This window comes from Serratia sp. NA_13 (assembly GCF_052691735.1).
On record NZ_JBQZFV010000004.1, the window covers coordinates 159,390 to 173,973 of the forward strand.

The following is a 14,584-nucleotide window of genomic DNA, read 5'->3' on the forward strand; positions in this document are numbered from 1 at the left end:
AAATATGAGTGAGCATGTTGAAAGTATCGTGGAAAAACTAAAAGCCTTCAACTCTACCCTATCAGAAGCCGAACAGGCGAATTATAAATTGTTACTGGGATTGGCGGCAGGAGGCTTATCTCCAGAATTTAATTTACCCATCGAGAAAGATGAAACTGATGCGTTTAATACCGTAACTGATTGTTTGGCTAAATTACAGCCTTACAGCAATAGAATCTCCCCAAATGGGATTGCTTTTCGTGGTCGTCCCGATTTCATGACAGATGAACTGTTGCATTCTCTGCAACATGAAGCCAGGAGTATAAGGAAGGATGCGGTTGATAATAAAGACCACTTTCTGGGATGTGGTGCACCGATTGCTGATGAGTTTTCTAAGTCAACAAAGCTGACAGAATTTGTTCGCTTGCATGCCGGAGAGGTTTTACCCACAGGGATTGCCAGTTTTATCTATTACGACAAAGCCGGTCAGGGAATAAACCCGCATATTGATACTGACATTTTTTCGCTCAATGTTTTGTTAATGCTTGAACATACCGACCCAGATGAGACGGGGTCTTGCCTGGTAGTATTTCCTTCTCATTCTGAACCGGAGCGAATAAATCTTAAGCCAGGAGAATTGGTTATCATGTTTGCCGGTAGTATAACCCATGGGCGAGAGCATATAAAAGAAAATGAAAGGGTTACAATATTGACATTTGGTTTTCATCCTTTGGGAATTTAAATTAAGTCACTACCAATATAAATAAATTAATGGTGGGTCACAACATGAGAAAAGTCACGCTGGGTATTCATCTTGGTCATCATTCTTCGTGTGCTGTGGTTATCGATGGAAAGTTAATGGCTGCCATGCAGCAAGAGAGGGTCACTCGCAGGAAATATGACGGTCGACCCTTTTTCAGCAACGATTTGCCGATTACTCAATGTCTGAAACTTGCTGGGGTTGAGTTGAACGATGTTACTGATATTATTTCATCATTGCAGTCCGTTGCTCCGGGGGGCGTAGGCTTAAGGCATCCTTTGGTACAGCCAGGCTTTAACTTGTTTGATCCTTGGGACAAACGACATAGGGTTATTTCTCACCATCTTGCTCATGCAATGTCTGCATTTGGTTGTTCTGGTTATCCAGATGCCAGTGTTTTGGTCGTTGATTTGGCTGGTTCTTCAACGGAGTCAGGGCAGGATTTTGTGATGTCATTTTCTGATTATTACAATAATGCCACTGATAATAAAGTCAGGGAGGGGTTAGTGTTAAAGACAGAGTGCCTATCAATTTACACTGTCAACAAAAATGGCTATTCATTATTGGATAGAGAATTTTGTACTCCTCATCCTACCCCAGATGTGTTCATTCAAAATGCAGCAAGTTTATATGATAATGTCGCAAGGAGCGTCTTTGGTAGTGAGAATGCTCATGGCCAGTTAATGGCATTAGCTTCATTAGAGAGTCATACGGGAAATGAAGGCGTTAATGTTAATGAATTGATAGCTGACATTGATGGCCATATAGAGTTTCGTAATGGTTGGCAGGAAAGATTCACTATCAATAGTGACCCAATTAAAAATATTCCTTTGGCAAAATTGACACAAAATGCTTTGCAAAATACGTTATTCGCCTACGCAAGAAAAACCAGGAAGCTTGGCCATTCTGACAATTTTTGTGCGGCTGGGGGTGTTTTTCTAAATATACTATCTAACTCTGAGGTTTTTGATAGTGGTATATTTGATAGTTGCTACTTTCCGAGTTCTCCGCATGATGCGGGAATTTCTATAGGTTGCGCTTTTTTTGGTCAAAGAATATGGGAAAACCCTACTCTGGAATATCAAGAGAATTATAGTACGGATCGGTTAGGTACAGATATTCTTGAACCTGATATCAATGCTGCGTTGGTGCATCATTCACTGTTTATCACGGATAATGGCAAGCAGACACCAAAGATTATTGCCAAGTTATTGCAAGAGGGAAAAATAATTGCTCGTTGTGCAGGACGAGCTGAATTTGGCCCAAGAGCATTAGGTGGGCGTAGTTTACTTGCTTCACCGTTGTTGGAAGAGTCTAAAGTTAGATTGAATAAAATTAAAAAAAGACAAGACTGGCGACCTGTTGCTCCGATTATACAAGAGGATAAAATTAATGATTACTTCAATGGTCCGACGATCAGCCCTTATATGAACTATGTTCATTATATAAAGGACAATCACGTTTCTTCGTTGAAGGCACTGGCTCATCCGGATCGTTCCACGCGTGCGCAAACACTGTTAAAAAGCACGGATCCCATGCTTTATGATGTAATGTCATTTTTTAATGATGAAACTGGCTACCCAATATTAGTCAACACCTCCCTCAATGGCGGCGGCGAGCCCATTATTGACAGTGCTGAGGATGCCATCATTTTCTTTAGGCATAATGATGAAGTCGATTTATTACTTCTGGGAGAACGCCTTATATCCAGAAATGAAACCAATTGGTTGCGAATTTTTAAGGCAGGACATGCAATTAAATTGAGTGATGGCACATTGACCAATGTTGTTTTTTCTAAGGGACAGAGATATGTTTTCTTTATCAAAGGCCGACTGTCTGCGAGTGTGAGTTTGGATATCTTTGATTCAATAAATAATAATGGTGGATTATTGTCTTATGACTTACTCGAAAATAACGGTAATTCTGTCATTGACTCTCTTTTTACAGCCATGATGTTAGGGTTAATGGAGTTCGAATCGTGAGCTTTAAACTAATTGAACCTATAACATCAGATTTATATATGCTGGAACCTCTAGAAAAATGGCATGCGCATGGAATGTATGCGGGGTTGTGTATTGATGATGATTATAAGTTTATACCTTCCGACCCCCCGAAAACGCTGGGTGAACTGGAGTCTCGCTATGAGCGAGTATCTCAACGCTATTCGGCGGACAAAAAAGAAATATGGTTAAACTGGGTCATTATAGATCGTAAATCTGGTCAGTATCTGGGGTATGTCCAGTCAACAGTTATGATTGATAAAGGCTGGGCATATATTGCTTACCATGTATTTAGTCAATATCAGAAAAAAGGTGTGGCAAAACAGTGTGTGTCTATGCTGATGGATTTCTTATTCAATAATTATAAACTGTCACATGTAGATGCATTGATAGACTCGCGCAATGTTGCTTCCATTGGTTTAGTGGAGTCTCTGGACTTTAAGAAGATTAATGAATTGAAAAATGCAGAATTTTTCAAAGGTTCTACAAGTGACGAGTTTCATTATAGAGTATTTGACAGGGAATGGGCTTCGAAGAACTAAGACTTTAACGTTAATGAATATAGCTATGGGAGTATTATGAAAGAGAAAATATCACTATGGCAAAATGGAATGTTCACTAAGTTATGGTTTTCTCAAATACTAACTCAAGTAGGTGCTGAGGTTTCGCTGTTCGCCTTGCCCATCTTTGCGATAGTGCAATTGCATATGACGCCAATACAAATGGGGTATTTAGTGTTTTCAGAGCAGTTAGCCCCGATCGTATTAGGGATTTTTTCTGGTATTTTAATTGACCGTCATAACCCATTAAAAATCATGATAGCCAGTGAGGTTTTTCGCGCGCTAATATTATTTTTTATTTTTATTTCATTTTACTTTTCTCATGCGAATTTTTATACTTTGGCTATCTCTTCATTCTTGTTGGGTACGGGTAAGTTATTTTTCGATGTTTCGTATCGCAAGCTGATTCCTGCTTTGTTTCATCCATCTGAAATAATTCAGTGTAATGCAAAGTTTGCGAGTGCGAATTCACTTTCTGAATTGCTGGGGCCGGTTATTGCAGGTTGTGTGATAAAGTTTTTTTCTGCAGCCGATGCTTTGTTTTTTAACATCATTTTATTCATTTTTTCATCGTTTTTTTTGTTACCGTTGAAAAAGATAAAAATAAATCTGGCAGTAGATAATAATAAACAGAATGGCAGTATTAGTTCGGTTTATGCAGGTTACCAATTTGTATTTAAAACGCCGTTATTAAGAATAATCACTCTAAGCGGCGCTATATGGAATTTTTGCTATGCATTAATTTATACAATATTTATATTTTATGCTGTGAATCAATTAAAGATATCACCTTTAATGCTTAGTTTTGTTTTTATTCCTGGCGCTTTGGGTGTCCTGGTAGGGGCATCAATAATACCGTTAATGATAAAAAAATTTGGCTATGGTAAATCATTATTATTGGGTGTTGGTTTGACTGTTGCCTGGGGGGCAATCCTCAGTTTGCTACAGCCGGTGGAAAGTGCTGTTTTTGCTATAGGCATTGCATTCTTTTTCTTTGGATTAGGACAAACTATTTTTAATGTCATTAATGTTTCTATTAATCAAATAATTATCCCCCCGCACCTGATTGGTAAAGTCATTGCTTCTTTAAAGGTTTTATTCTGTATTACGATCCCTTTGGGGGCTTTGGCCAGTGGCTACCTGGCCGAGGCTCGCTCCCCACGCGAGGCTATCTTTATCGCCACATTGGGCCTGATGTTTTCAGCCTTTATTCTTGCACTGCCGCAGGTGCGTCAATTCAAGCTTGAAGCCTCCGAACACTATACCCAGTCTGGCCTTGGATAAGGGTTATCCGCTGGCCAGAAAATCGGTTGCCGGGAAGTCAAAAATTAAAACACCAGCGCCAATACCAGGGCCAGCACCAGAATAAACAGGATAAACGCCACGGCCGATTTGCTCAGCGCTTTTTGCAGCGGTTGGGGCAGGGCGGCAATCAGTGGGTTGAGCAAGGGCTGCGGTTCGGCGTGGCTGCCGGGCAGCGGCTGTGTCGGACCGGTCTTTTCCAGACGGCGCGCAAACAGCTGGTTGATCAGGTCGCTGATCTGCGGATGGGTCAGCGGTGCGCTGGCATTGCAGTGAAAACGTGACTGACAGTAGTCAGTCAACTGTTGCTGCTCCTGCGGATCCGCAGGGTGTTTAAGTGCGGCCAACAGGTTGTTGAGCGTCGGTGCGGTTTGTGGACTCAGCGCTACCTTCACCTGCAAAAACTGATTCAGCAGTTGGAAATGGCGAGCCGGTAGCGGATCGTTGGTTTTTACTCCGCTGAGATCAAACAGTGTCTGCCAAATTTTGACCGGTGATTCGCCGGTGGCGGCGCTCAGCTTGGTCACCTGCAGTTGCAGGCTCTGATGTTCGGCAGGCAGCAGCGGGCGATCGCTGGTGGTGGTTTGTTGCGGGAGCGGGATAGTCAGGCTGCCGGTCTGCAACAGGTTCAGCACCTGCTGCAACTGTGGGTGGCTCAATTTACTCAGCACTGTATGGCCAAACTGCTGGCGAATAAAGTCGCTGACGGCCTGACGGTTATTGCCCTGCGGCAGCAGATCGGTGAGTTGTTGCAACAATTGGCGGCTGGCATGGCTCTGCTGTACCTGCGCCAGACGGTTTTGCAACAGTTGCTCGGCCGGTTGGAAATGGCGTGCCAGTAGCTCACTGTTGTTGTCTGTTTGCAGATCATGACGCAGCGTGACCCAAATCTCTGCGGATTTGGCTGGGCTGAGCGCCATGATCTTGACGACCAGCTTCTCCAGCGTCGTGCGTTGTGCCGGGGAGAGCGGGCTACCGTCAGTGGTTGTGGTTTTGTCCGGGCTAGGGGTACGATCGCTGGCGATCGGGGTGCCCGGTCCACTCAAAGGTTGCATATCACCTGTCCTTCGCTGTGTATCCCCTGCTTACTTGGCGTTGTCGCTGTGTTGGCTGCGCAATCTCACCAGAATCACTTACCTGAGTAAGCTCATCGGGACTCGCTTGCTTGCCGCCTTGCCGCAACACCCATTACTTTGGGGAGAGAATAATCGTCGTACCCGGCGAAAAGCGCAGGATTGTACTCATGATACCTGTAAACGGCCGCGACCAATACCGTCCTCAGACATTTCTTTACAGGCAAAATATTGCTAAAAGCGTCTGCGCCGCTAAGATAAGCGCAGACTTGGAATTGAGGACGGCATGGTTAAACAGCAGCGGATTGCAAAATGGTTTTTATGCCTGGCTTGCCTGGTGGTGCTGACCTGCATGACTCAGCGCATGGCGAGCCTGCATGCGTTGCAGCAAGTGATGGGGTTGCCCGTTGCCAGCGCAGCGCCCTCTGCCACCGATGACGCCGCCGAACTGCAACCCACACCCTGTGAACTGAGTGCCAAATCCTTGTTGGCCTCGCCACCGGTAATGTTCGAAACCCTGTTGTTCGGTCTTGGCATGTTGCTGGTGCTGTTGGCCCCCACGGCGGCCACGCGTCTGCGAATTCCTCCTCCCAGAGTTATTTCCCCCACCACCCTCAGGGTGCATCTGCGATTATGCGTGTTCCGTGAATGAGTTCATCACCTGTCTGTTTTGGTTGATTGATTCATTTATGGAGAGAAAACATGTTAAATATCATCAGGTCGGCATTAGCCTGCCTGTTACTGCTGTGGCTACCTGTTTTGCAGGCGGCGGACAGCGGCTGGCTACAAAGTCCGGCTAACGATCACGCCAAGGTGCGGCTGCGCGCCGACACCTCGCACAGCGGGGAAACCCGTTTGCTGCTGGGCATAGAGCTGCAAAAAGGCTGGAAAACCTACTGGCGTTCGCCGGGGGAAGGCGGTATTGCGCCGACCATTGCCTGGCAGGGTAATCCACCGCCGGCAACCTGGTACTGGCCGACGCCGCAGCGTTTTGACGTTGCCGGCATTTCCACCCAGGGTTATCACGACCGGGTCGAGCTGCCGCTGGTGATGAAAGGCGAAGTACCACGTCAGTTGGTGGGCACGCTGACGCTGTCTACCTGCAGTAACGTCTGCATTTTGACCGACTATCCGTTCAGGCTGGATCTGGACGCGCCGTCCGACGCACAGTTTACCCAGGACTTTGCCCAGGCAATGGGGCAGGTACCTATTGCCGATGGATTGGTGGAGAGCATTAAAGCCGGTTATCAGAACGGGGAACTGCAGATCAGCGCCGAGCGAGCCGCCGGTTGGCAGCAGCCTGAGCTGTTCTTCGATACGCTGGAGGATGCTGACCTCGGCAAGCCGAAGGTCAGCAGTGACGGAACCCGGATGTTCGCGCGGGTGCCGGTTAGTGATGGCTGGGGTGATAGCGCACCGGATTTGCGTGGCAAAACCCTGACGTTGGTGATCGGTGACGTCGGCGTGGCGCAACAGGTGACGTTACCTATTGAAGGGCCGCTGGTTTCACCGGTTGCGGCAAGCTTCTCACTGTGGCAGGCGGTGCTGATGGCGCTGGCCGGTGGCTTGATCCTCAACCTGATGCCGTGCGTGCTGCCGGTGTTAGGCATCAAACTGGGCTCGATTTTGCAGGTCGAAAAGCGTGACCGCCACAGTATTCGGCTGCAGTTCCTGGCCTCGTCGTTCGGCATTGTGGCGTCGTTTATGGCACTGGCGTTGCTGATGACGCTGCTGCGACTGAGTAACCAGGCGCTTGGCTGGGGCATTCAGTTCCAAAACCCGTGGTTTATCGGTTTTATGGTGCTGGTGACGCTGCTATTCAGCGCTAATCTGTTCGGCCTGTTCCATCTGCAGCTTTCCTCTTCGCTGAACACCAAACTGGCGACCCATAACGGTCGTGGCTTGAGTGGCCATTTCTGGCAGGGCGCTTTCGCTACCTTGCTGGCGACGCCATGTTCCGCACCTTTCCTGGGGACCGCGGTGGCCTTTGCTCTGGCAGCGCCGTTGCCGGTGCTGTGGGGCATGTTTGTCGCGCTGGGCGTCGGGATGAGTCTGCCCTGGCTGTTGATTGCTGCCTGGCCGGCGCTGGCACTGCGTTTACCTCGTCCGGGGCGCTGGATGAACAGCCTGCGGCTGGTGATGGGCCTGCTGATGCTGGCTTCTTCGTTGTGGCTGCTAAGCCTGATGACCAACCATATCGGTGGCGTCGCGACGCTGGTGGTGGGGGGGATCGCGCTGCTGGCCCTGTTGCTGGCGGCCGGTTGGCAACATGGGATTCGCCTGGCGGCCAAGCTGGCGGCAGGTACCCTGCTGCTGGTTGGGGTGGTGCTATTGGCCGGTTCGCTGACCGCCGGGCTGTGGCGTCAGCCGCTGCATGACAATGTGGCCTGGCAACCGCTGAGCGAGGAGGCGATCATCCAGGCACTGGCCCAGAACAAACGGGTGTTTGTCGACGTCACCGCCGACTGGTGTGTGACCTGTAAAGCTAACAAATTCAACGTACTGTTGCGCGATGACGTGCAAAAAGCACTTAGCGCCGAGGACGTTGTCGCCCTGCGGGGAGACTGGAGTCGCCCATCGGCCGAAATTAGCGCCTTCCTGCAACAACGCGGCAGCGTCGCTGTGCCTTTTAACCAAATTTATGGCCCCGGCAGCCGCGACGGCGTGGTGTTGTCCACGTTGTTGACCCGAGATGCCGTGTTGCAAACCCTGTCCGCCGCCAAAGGAAATTCACAATGAAAAAATTAATGATCTTACTGATGTTGACCGTTACCCCTGTCTGGGCCGCAGCCCCCTTTACCCCGGAGCAGGAAGTCCGCATTAAAGAGCTGATCCGCGAAACGCTGGTGTCGAACCCGGATATTCTGGCGCAGGCGGTTGATGCCTGGCAGCAGCAAACCACCGGCCAGCAAATCAGCCAGGCGATCAAGCAAAACGCCAAAGCCCTGTATGAGGACCCGGCCAGCCCACGTCTCGGGGCGGCCAACGCCAAACTGACGCTGGTGACCTTTACCGATTACAACTGTCCGTACTGCAAGCGTTTTGATCCAATGCTGGAGAAGATCGTCAAACAGTATCCGGACGTCGCGTTGGTCGTGAAATTATTGCCGTTCAAAGGCGAAAGCTCGGTCAGTTCGGCACGGGTGGCATTGACTACCTGGCAGCAGCATCCGGACCAGTTTTGGGCGTTGCACCAGCGGCTGATGGCGAAAAAAGGTTTCCACGACACCGCCAGCATTACTGCCGCACAGCAGAAAACCGGGGTGAAAGAAGTGGCACCCAGTGAGCTGAGCATGACCACGTTGCGCACCAACATGGAGCTGGCAGAAAAATTGGGCGTGCAGGGGACGCCGGCGACGCTGATCGGCGATCAGATGTTGCCGGGGGCAGTGTCTTACGAGGAGCTAGAAACCATGGTGAAACAGCAATTGGCGAAGGTCAAAAATGGCTAGGTTGCGGCGTTGGGCGCGGGAACTGTTGATCCTGCTGCTGATCGTCCTGGTCGCGGCGTTCGGTATGGACTGGCTGCGTGCACCACAGGCTCCGCCAGCCTTCGATTCACAGGCCCTGACGACGCTGAACGGTGAGCAGGTGTCACTGGCGCAGCTCAGCCAGGATAAACCGTTGCTGGTCTATTTCTGGGCCAGTTGGTGCGGCGTTTGCCGCTTCACCACCCCTTATGTCGCCAGAGTGGTCGGCGAGGGGGGCAATGTGTTGACCGTAGCGCTGCGCTCCGGTGACGATGCTCAGGTGGCGAAGTGGTTGGCAGGCAAGAGGGTGGCCTTGCCGGTGGTTAACGATCCGCGTGGCGAACTGTCGGCGCAGTGGCAAATCGGCGTTACCCCGACGCTGGTGATCATCTCCAAAGGCCAGGTGGTGCAGAGCACCACCGGCTGGACCAGCTATTGGGGCATGAAGCTGCGGCTGTGGTGGGCCGGGCTGTAATCACCGGTTTCTTCGGCCGCTATCACCTGACTAATCGCCCGGCACAGCCGGGCGATACCTTCTTCAATCAGCGGTGGCGTGTTGGCGGCGAAATTCAATCGCAGGCCATGCGCGCCACGCTGTTTCTCGGCGTAAAAACACTCTCTGCGTGCAAAAGTCACGCCTTCTCGCCAAGCTACCGGCATCAGTGCTTCGGTACTGACGGCGGCGGGCAGCGTCAGCCAGATAAACAGTCCGCCCTCCCGCGTTTCAAATCGGCAACCTGGCGGCAGTTGTTGCTGTAATGCGGCGACCATCATATCCTGATGCTGGCGATAGATCCGCCCGGCACGCTGTAGTTGCTTGTCATAGCGACCTATGGTGACCTTATGGTGCCAAATTTGGAGACGACAATGACCAATAACCCAAGACTAAAACGAGCGTTAATTGCTTAATTCGGCAGTGTTTTGCGACCAAAAATACTGCCACAGACTTTAGGCTGTGGCTCTTGCAATAGATAAAAGAGAAACTGCCATGACTGTAAAACACTGGTCAAAAACAGAGTTGCTGCACCAAACGGTGACCAATCCCAATATTATCGTCAAGGGAACCCATAGCTATTACAGCGACTGTTGGGATCACGGCTTTGAACGCTCGGTGGTGCGTTATTTACACGGCGATGCGATCAGCCAACAGTGGCCTGCGCTGGGTTTGATAGACCAATTGCTGATCGGTGATTACGTCTGTATCGGTGCCGAGGCGGTGATTCTGATGGGGGGCAATCATACTCATCGAATCGACTGGCTGTGCCTGTATCCGTTTATGGCAAGCATCGAGGCAGCTTATCAACCGAAAGGCGATACCCGTCTCGGGGACGGTTGCTGGATAGGAATGCGGGCGATGCTGATGCCGGGCGTGACTATTGGGGAAGGGGCGATAGTGGCTGCAGGCAGCATTGTGACGGCGGATGTTGAACCTTACACTATCGTGGGCGGCAATCCGGCGCGGCCAATCAAGCGGCGGTTTAGCCCGCAGACCATCGGCCGGTTACTGGCTTTGCGCATTTATGATTTGTCGGCGGAGGATTTTACCCGCGTGCAGCCTTTGCTGGCCGATGATGATCTTGTGGCCCTTGAACGGGCGATAGCTGAAATCAAACGTTAAATGAACAGGGCGGGGATTTACCCCGCCCTTTTATTTACTCGGCCTTGGCCGCTTCCGCTGTTTGGCGACGTTTGCGCATTATGCGCAATACCAGCGGCAGCACCAGGACGGACACCGCCAACACCAGCAAGGTTTGCGCGATGCTGCTGCTCCACAGAATGCCAAACTCTCCGTTGCTGATTGACAGCGCACGGCGCAGGTTCTGCTCCAGCATTTCTCCCAACACGAAGCCCAAAATCAGCGGCGACATCGGGAAGTGCATTTTCCTCAGGATATAGCCAAACACCCCCAGTCCGACCATCAACAGCAGGTCAAAGGTGGTGCTATGCACCGCATAAACACCGACCGCAGACACCGCGGCAATCGCCGGTACCAGGAACCACAGTGGAATGGTCAGCATGCGGGTGAACAGACCAACCAGCGGCAGGTTCATGATCAACAAAATGACGTTGGCAATCAGTAGTGCGGCGATCAGCCCCCAGACAATATCCGGCTGTTCGGTGAACATTGCCGGGCCTGGCGTGATGTTGTACAGCGTCAGTGCGCCCATCATCACCGCCGTGGTACCGGAACCCGGCACGCCTAGCGTCAGCATCGGAATGAACGATCCGCAGGCCGAGGCGTTATTGGCCGCCTCAGGAGCCGCCACGCCACGGATATCTCCTTTACCGAAGGTGTCGCTGTTGCCGCTGATTTTCTTTTCGGTCATATAGGTCAGCGCACTGGCGATGGTGGCACCCGCACCCGGCAGAATGCCGACGAAGAAACCGATCACCGAAGAACGCAGCGTTGGGCCAACACATTCGGCAGCCTCTTTGCGATTAAACAGTAAGCGGCCGGTTTTACGCACCAGCTTCTGCCCGGTGCTGGTACTTTCCAGCATCAGTAAAATTTCACTGACCGAGAACAGGCCGATCACCACCACGATAAACTGTACGCCGTCGGAGAGATGAACGCTGTCGAAGGTGAAACGATAAACACCGGTATTGGCATCTACCCCGACCGTCGCCAGCCCCAAACCAATCAGCGCCGCCAGCAGCGACTTCAGCGGGTTCTGGCTCATCATGCTACCCAGGCAGGCGATGGCGAATACCATCAGGGCAAAATATTCCGCCGGGCCGAACGCCAGTGACCAGCGTGCCAGCAGCGGGGCAAACAGGATAATGCCACCGATAGCGATCATCGAACCGATGAAAGAACTTACCGCCGAGATTGATAGCGCCACACCGGCGCGGCCCTGTTGCGCCATCGGATAACCGTCCAGTGCGGTCATGATCGCCGCCGCGTCACCCGGTACGTTGAGCAGTATCGAGGAGATACGACCGCCGTACTCGCAGCCGATATACACCGTCGCCAGCAGGATCAGAGCGGACTCAGCCGGCAGTTTGAGAGCGAATGCCAGAGGCAGCAAAATAGCCACGCCGTTGATCGGCCCCAATCCCGGCAGCAGTCCGACAATGGTGCCAACGAAGCAGCCGATCAGGGCGATAATCAGGTTCTGTGGCACCAACGCCACCTCGAACCCTTGAGTCAAATACATCCAGGTTTCCATCGTCGCCCCCGTTAGCTCAGCCAAACGCCGAGTGGCAGTGTCACATCAAGTAAGCGGTCAAAGGCGTAATACAGCGCCACGCCCATCACCACGCCGGACACCAAGGCCGCTTTCAGGCTGGCCTGGAACAGCAGGCCAATGCTGAAGGTCAGCAGTGCGGTTGCCAGCGGGAAGCCCAGCCATTCGAAGCCCCAGGCGTACAGCACCAGGGTTATTACCAGCACCAGCAGGCGTTGCATCACCTTGTTATGCGGCCATTCAACCACCTGCGGCTTATTCAGCAGCAACAACGCTGCGCACAGCGCCATCAGGCTGAGAATTGCCAGCGGGAAGGGACGGGGTCCCAGCGGCTCGTAGCTGTATTCGCTCTGAATACCCCAGCCGATAAACAGGCCGCTGATGCACAGCAGCAGCCAGAAACCGGCGAAAATGCGATCGCTCATGGTAGCCTCCGGTTACTTGGCCAGACCGAAAACTTTGGCCTGTTCGCGGTACTGATTGACCTGGTTTTTCACGTAGGCATCCAGTTCCTTGCCGGCCAGGTTGAATTCAAACAGACCGCGCAGATCGCGTTGTTTTTTGAACTCGTCGGTTGCCATCATTTTTTGGAAGGTGTCGAGCCACCACTGGTACTCCTCTTCGTTGACCTTCGGGCCAACGTAGAAACCGCGGATAATCGGCCATACCAGATTGAAGCCTTGCTCTTTAGCGGTTGGCACATTGGCTAACTGGCCCGGCAGGCGTTGATCCGAGTACACCGCCAGCACGCGGATTTTGTCGCCCTGCAGGTAAGGCACCATCTCGCTCAGATCGCCGGAAACGGCCTGAATGTGATTGCCGAGCAATGCGGTAACCGGCTCGCCGCCGCCTTCGAATGCCACGTAACGCATCTTGTGAGGATCGACCCCAACTTCACGGGCCAGCAGGGCGGTTTTCATCCAGTCTTGGCTGCCGATCGAGGCACCGGCGCCGAATACCACGCTGTTCGGATCTTTTTGGAAGGCGTCCATCAGGTCTTTCAGGGTTTTGTAAGGCGAATCGGCACGGACGGCAATCATGCCGTAGTCGGTACCGACGGCGGCCAGCCATTTCACGTCGTCCACGTTATAGCGGCCGAATTTCCCTTGAGAAAGGTTCAGTAACGAGCCACCGGAGAAGGCGACGACCGTGCCGAACTCTGCCGGACGTTGGGCAACGATGGCGTTGTAGGCTACTGCGCCAACGCCGCCGGGCATATAGGTAACGCGCATCGGTTTATCGATGGCTTTGGTTTCCTGCAACGAAACCTGAATCAGCTTGCAGGTCAGGTCAAACCCACCGCCGGGCTTAGCAGGGGCGATACATTCGGTGCGTTTCGGTGCTTCTACGGCAAAGGCCAGATTGGCTGCCAGCAGCAGGGCGGTGGCGGTCAGAGTGTGGGTGATTATTTTTTTCATTGCTTTCCCCAAGGTATTTTTCAGTCGGTGCGGATCCCCGCCGATACGGGTTGCTGGATTGTTAAATCAACAACCTTTCATTTACCTTTCAACCGGCGGAAAAGTTTTCGGGATGTGATATGCATCTCCTGGCTGGGATAATAATGTTGTACTCACCGTCCAGGTTGACCGCTGCACTAACACATGCCACGGGGCAATAACAGCCCGTAAACCTTGCTTAAAGTCTACGTAATATCATTTTTGCCTTTTCGACCTTGGGATAAAATGACTAAAAATAAAATCATGACAGGTGTGCGTTTATGTTTTCATTAGGGAAGTTATTCGGTGGCAGGGAAAGTGATAAAATTAAAGCTATCAAGATGTTGCCGTCGGTGTATGCCGGCATTTATGGAGAGGAAGGCGAGTGCCGGTTGAAACGTCTGCGTCCGGAACTCGGTGTTTTTGAGCTGCATTTCGCCGATCCCAAAGGCGATAAATACGTATGCCCTATGACGGCTTGTATTACCGGTATTGATATTGTGTTTGCCGCCAATAATCGCTCGGTATTGGTTTCCCCGCCGTTCACGCCAGCCAAATTGCAGCCGGTGTTGGATATTGCTCTGGCCTACAGCGAAAAATAACGGCGAACCAACGCAATCAACCGCAGTGGCTGGCCGACTGTGGTTTATTGCGTGTTGCAATTGTGCCCCAGCTCCCAAAACTGACCCGGTGTAACTCTTCTTTCCCTGCGTTTTCCATGCCATCCTGCTGTTATAAATATGTTAATTGACCGTCGTCCTGGCCTGATTGTTATTTCACACAGAGCATAGGCATAGGTAAATCAATGGAATGGAA

At 51.4% G+C, this 14,584-nt stretch carries 14 protein-coding genes and 1 pseudogene; 10 read left to right on the top strand and 5 right to left on the bottom strand.

Annotated elements, in window-relative coordinates:
* The first annotated feature begins 4 nt into the window (after nt 1-4).
* Genes ACUTSU_RS09230 through ACUTSU_RS09245 form a run of 4 tightly spaced genes read left to right on the top strand, consistent with a single transcriptional unit; the run spans nt 5 to nt 4,583 of the window.
* Nucleotides 5-721, top strand: a complete 717-nt coding sequence (locus ACUTSU_RS09230; RefSeq protein WP_445652374.1) for a hypothetical protein — start codon at nt 5-7, stop codon at nt 719-721.
* Nucleotides 722-765: 44 nt separating this feature from the next.
* Nucleotides 766-2,721: a carbamoyltransferase C-terminal domain-containing protein gene (locus ACUTSU_RS09235; protein WP_445654076.1), complete on the top strand. Its 1,956-nt coding sequence runs from the start codon at nt 766-768 to the stop codon at nt 2,719-2,721.
* Nucleotides 2,718-3,281: a GNAT family N-acetyltransferase gene (locus ACUTSU_RS09240; RefSeq protein ID WP_445652372.1), complete on the top strand. Its 564-nt coding sequence runs from the start codon at nt 2,718-2,720 to the stop codon at nt 3,279-3,281. The genes ACUTSU_RS09235 and ACUTSU_RS09240 overlap by 4 nt, the downstream gene beginning before the upstream one ends.
* Nucleotides 3,282-3,317: 36 nt before the next feature.
* Nucleotides 3,318-4,583 carry an MFS transporter gene (locus ACUTSU_RS09245; RefSeq protein WP_445654077.1) on the top strand — a complete coding sequence of 422 codons (1,266 nt, stop codon included), beginning with the start codon at nt 3,318-3,320 and terminating at the stop codon, nt 4,581-4,583.
* Nucleotides 4,584-4,627: 44 nt separating this feature from the next.
* Here ACUTSU_RS09245 and flk read toward each other — a convergent pair whose 3' ends face one another.
* Complete coding sequence (gene flk, locus ACUTSU_RS09250; protein WP_445652370.1) at nt 4,628-5,656, bottom strand: flagella biosynthesis regulator Flk; 1,029 nt, start codon at nt 5,654-5,656, stop codon at nt 4,628-4,630.
* Nucleotides 5,657-5,960: 304 nt separating this feature from the next.
* On the opposite strand from flk, the gene ACUTSU_RS09255 reads away from it, so the two are divergent.
* Genes ACUTSU_RS09255 through ACUTSU_RS09270 form a run of 4 tightly spaced genes read left to right on the top strand, consistent with a single transcriptional unit; the run spans nt 5,961 to nt 9,619 of the window.
* Nucleotides 5,961-6,326 carry a copper resistance protein gene (locus ACUTSU_RS09255; RefSeq protein WP_445652369.1) on the top strand — a complete coding sequence of 122 codons (366 nt, stop codon included), beginning with the start codon at nt 5,961-5,963 and terminating at the stop codon, nt 6,324-6,326.
* A 50-nt stretch (nt 6,327-6,376) separates the two neighbouring features.
* Nucleotides 6,377-8,413 (top strand): protein-disulfide reductase DsbD family protein, encoded by a 2,037-nt coding sequence (locus ACUTSU_RS09260; protein WP_445654078.1) that lies wholly within the window; start codon nt 6,377-6,379, stop codon nt 8,411-8,413.
* Nucleotides 8,410-9,126, top strand: a complete 717-nt coding sequence (locus tag ACUTSU_RS09265; RefSeq protein WP_445654079.1) for a DsbA family protein — start codon at nt 8,410-8,412, stop codon at nt 9,124-9,126. Before ACUTSU_RS09260 ends, ACUTSU_RS09265 begins: the two co-directional genes overlap by 4 nt.
* Entirely contained in the window at nt 9,119-9,619 is a 501-nt protein-coding gene (locus ACUTSU_RS09270) for a protein disulfide oxidoreductase (protein WP_445652366.1), read from the top strand. The genes ACUTSU_RS09265 and ACUTSU_RS09270 overlap by 8 nt, the downstream gene beginning before the upstream one ends.
* On the opposite strand, the pseudogene ACUTSU_RS09275 reads toward ACUTSU_RS09270, so the two are convergent.
* Nucleotides 9,577-9,984, bottom strand: a pseudogene (locus ACUTSU_RS09275) (PLP-dependent aminotransferase family protein); the annotation flags it as partial. The gene ACUTSU_RS09270 and the pseudogene ACUTSU_RS09275 sit on opposite strands and share 43 nt — an antisense overlap.
* Before the next feature lie 148 nt (nt 9,985-10,132).
* On the opposite strand from ACUTSU_RS09275, the gene ACUTSU_RS09280 reads away from it, so the two are divergent.
* A complete protein-coding gene (locus ACUTSU_RS09280) occupies nt 10,133-10,762 on the top strand; it encodes a CatB-related O-acetyltransferase (RefSeq protein WP_445654080.1) in 630 nt (209 codons plus the stop codon).
* A gap of 34 nt (nt 10,763-10,796) precedes the next feature.
* Here ACUTSU_RS09280 and ACUTSU_RS09285 read toward each other — a convergent pair whose 3' ends face one another.
* Genes ACUTSU_RS09285 through ACUTSU_RS09295 form a run of 3 tightly spaced genes read right to left on the bottom strand, consistent with a single transcriptional unit; the run spans nt 10,797 to nt 13,750 of the window.
* Nucleotides 10,797-12,314, bottom strand: coding sequence for a tripartite tricarboxylate transporter permease (locus ACUTSU_RS09285; protein WP_445650251.1), 1,518 nt, complete (start codon nt 12,312-12,314; stop codon nt 10,797-10,799).
* Nucleotides 12,315-12,325: 11 nt separating this feature from the next.
* Nucleotides 12,326-12,757, bottom strand: coding sequence for a tripartite tricarboxylate transporter TctB family protein (locus ACUTSU_RS09290; RefSeq protein WP_445650252.1), 432 nt, complete (start codon nt 12,755-12,757; stop codon nt 12,326-12,328).
* A gap of 12 nt (nt 12,758-12,769) precedes the next feature.
* Nucleotides 12,770-13,750 carry a Bug family tripartite tricarboxylate transporter substrate binding protein gene (locus ACUTSU_RS09295; RefSeq protein ID WP_445650253.1) on the bottom strand — a complete coding sequence of 327 codons (981 nt, stop codon included), beginning with the start codon at nt 13,748-13,750 and terminating at the stop codon, nt 12,770-12,772.
* A 299-nt stretch (nt 13,751-14,049) separates the two neighbouring features.
* Here ACUTSU_RS09295 and ACUTSU_RS09300 point away from each other — a divergent pair, with 299 nt between their 5' ends.
* Nucleotides 14,050-14,370, top strand: a complete 321-nt coding sequence (locus tag ACUTSU_RS09300) for a hypothetical protein (RefSeq protein WP_445650254.1) — start codon at nt 14,050-14,052, stop codon at nt 14,368-14,370.
* Nucleotides 14,371-14,584: the final 214 nt, after the last annotated feature.

Bases quoted from the DNA above. Each gene is read 5' to 3' on its own strand.
- ACUTSU_RS09230 (WP_445652374.1), top strand. From the start codon at position 5: ATGAGTGAGCATGTTGAAAGTATCGTGGAAAAACTAAAAGCCTTCAAC.
- ACUTSU_RS09255 (WP_445652369.1), top strand. From the start codon at position 5,961: ATGGTTAAACAGCAGCGGATTGCAAAATGGTTTTTATGCCTGGCTTGC.
- ACUTSU_RS09265 (WP_445654079.1), top strand. From the start codon at position 8,410: ATGAAAAAATTAATGATCTTACTGATGTTGACCGTTACCCCTGTCTGG.
- ACUTSU_RS09280 (WP_445654080.1), top strand. From the start codon at position 10,133: ATGACTGTAAAACACTGGTCAAAAACAGAGTTGCTGCACCAAACGGTG.
- ACUTSU_RS09300 (WP_445650254.1), top strand. From the start codon at position 14,050: ATGTTTTCATTAGGGAAGTTATTCGGTGGCAGGGAAAGTGATAAAATT.
- ACUTSU_RS09295 (WP_445650253.1), bottom strand. From the start codon at position 13,750: ATGAAAAAAATAATCACCCACACTCTGACCGCCACCGCCCTGCTGCTG.
- ACUTSU_RS09270 (WP_445652366.1), top strand. From the start codon at position 9,119: ATGGCTAGGTTGCGGCGTTGGGCGCGGGAACTGTTGATCCTGCTGCTG.
- ACUTSU_RS09235 (WP_445654076.1), top strand. From the start codon at position 766: ATGAGAAAAGTCACGCTGGGTATTCATCTTGGTCATCATTCTTCGTGT.
- ACUTSU_RS09245 (WP_445654077.1), top strand. From the start codon at position 3,318: ATGAAAGAGAAAATATCACTATGGCAAAATGGAATGTTCACTAAGTTA.
- ACUTSU_RS09260 (WP_445654078.1), top strand. From the start codon at position 6,377: ATGTTAAATATCATCAGGTCGGCATTAGCCTGCCTGTTACTGCTGTGG.
- ACUTSU_RS09290 (WP_445650252.1), bottom strand. From the start codon at position 12,757: ATGAGCGATCGCATTTTCGCCGGTTTCTGGCTGCTGCTGTGCATCAGC.
- flk (WP_445652370.1), bottom strand. From the start codon at position 5,656: ATGCAACCTTTGAGTGGACCGGGCACCCCGATCGCCAGCGATCGTACC.
- ACUTSU_RS09285 (WP_445650251.1), bottom strand. From the start codon at position 12,314: ATGGAAACCTGGATGTATTTGACTCAAGGGTTCGAGGTGGCGTTGGTG.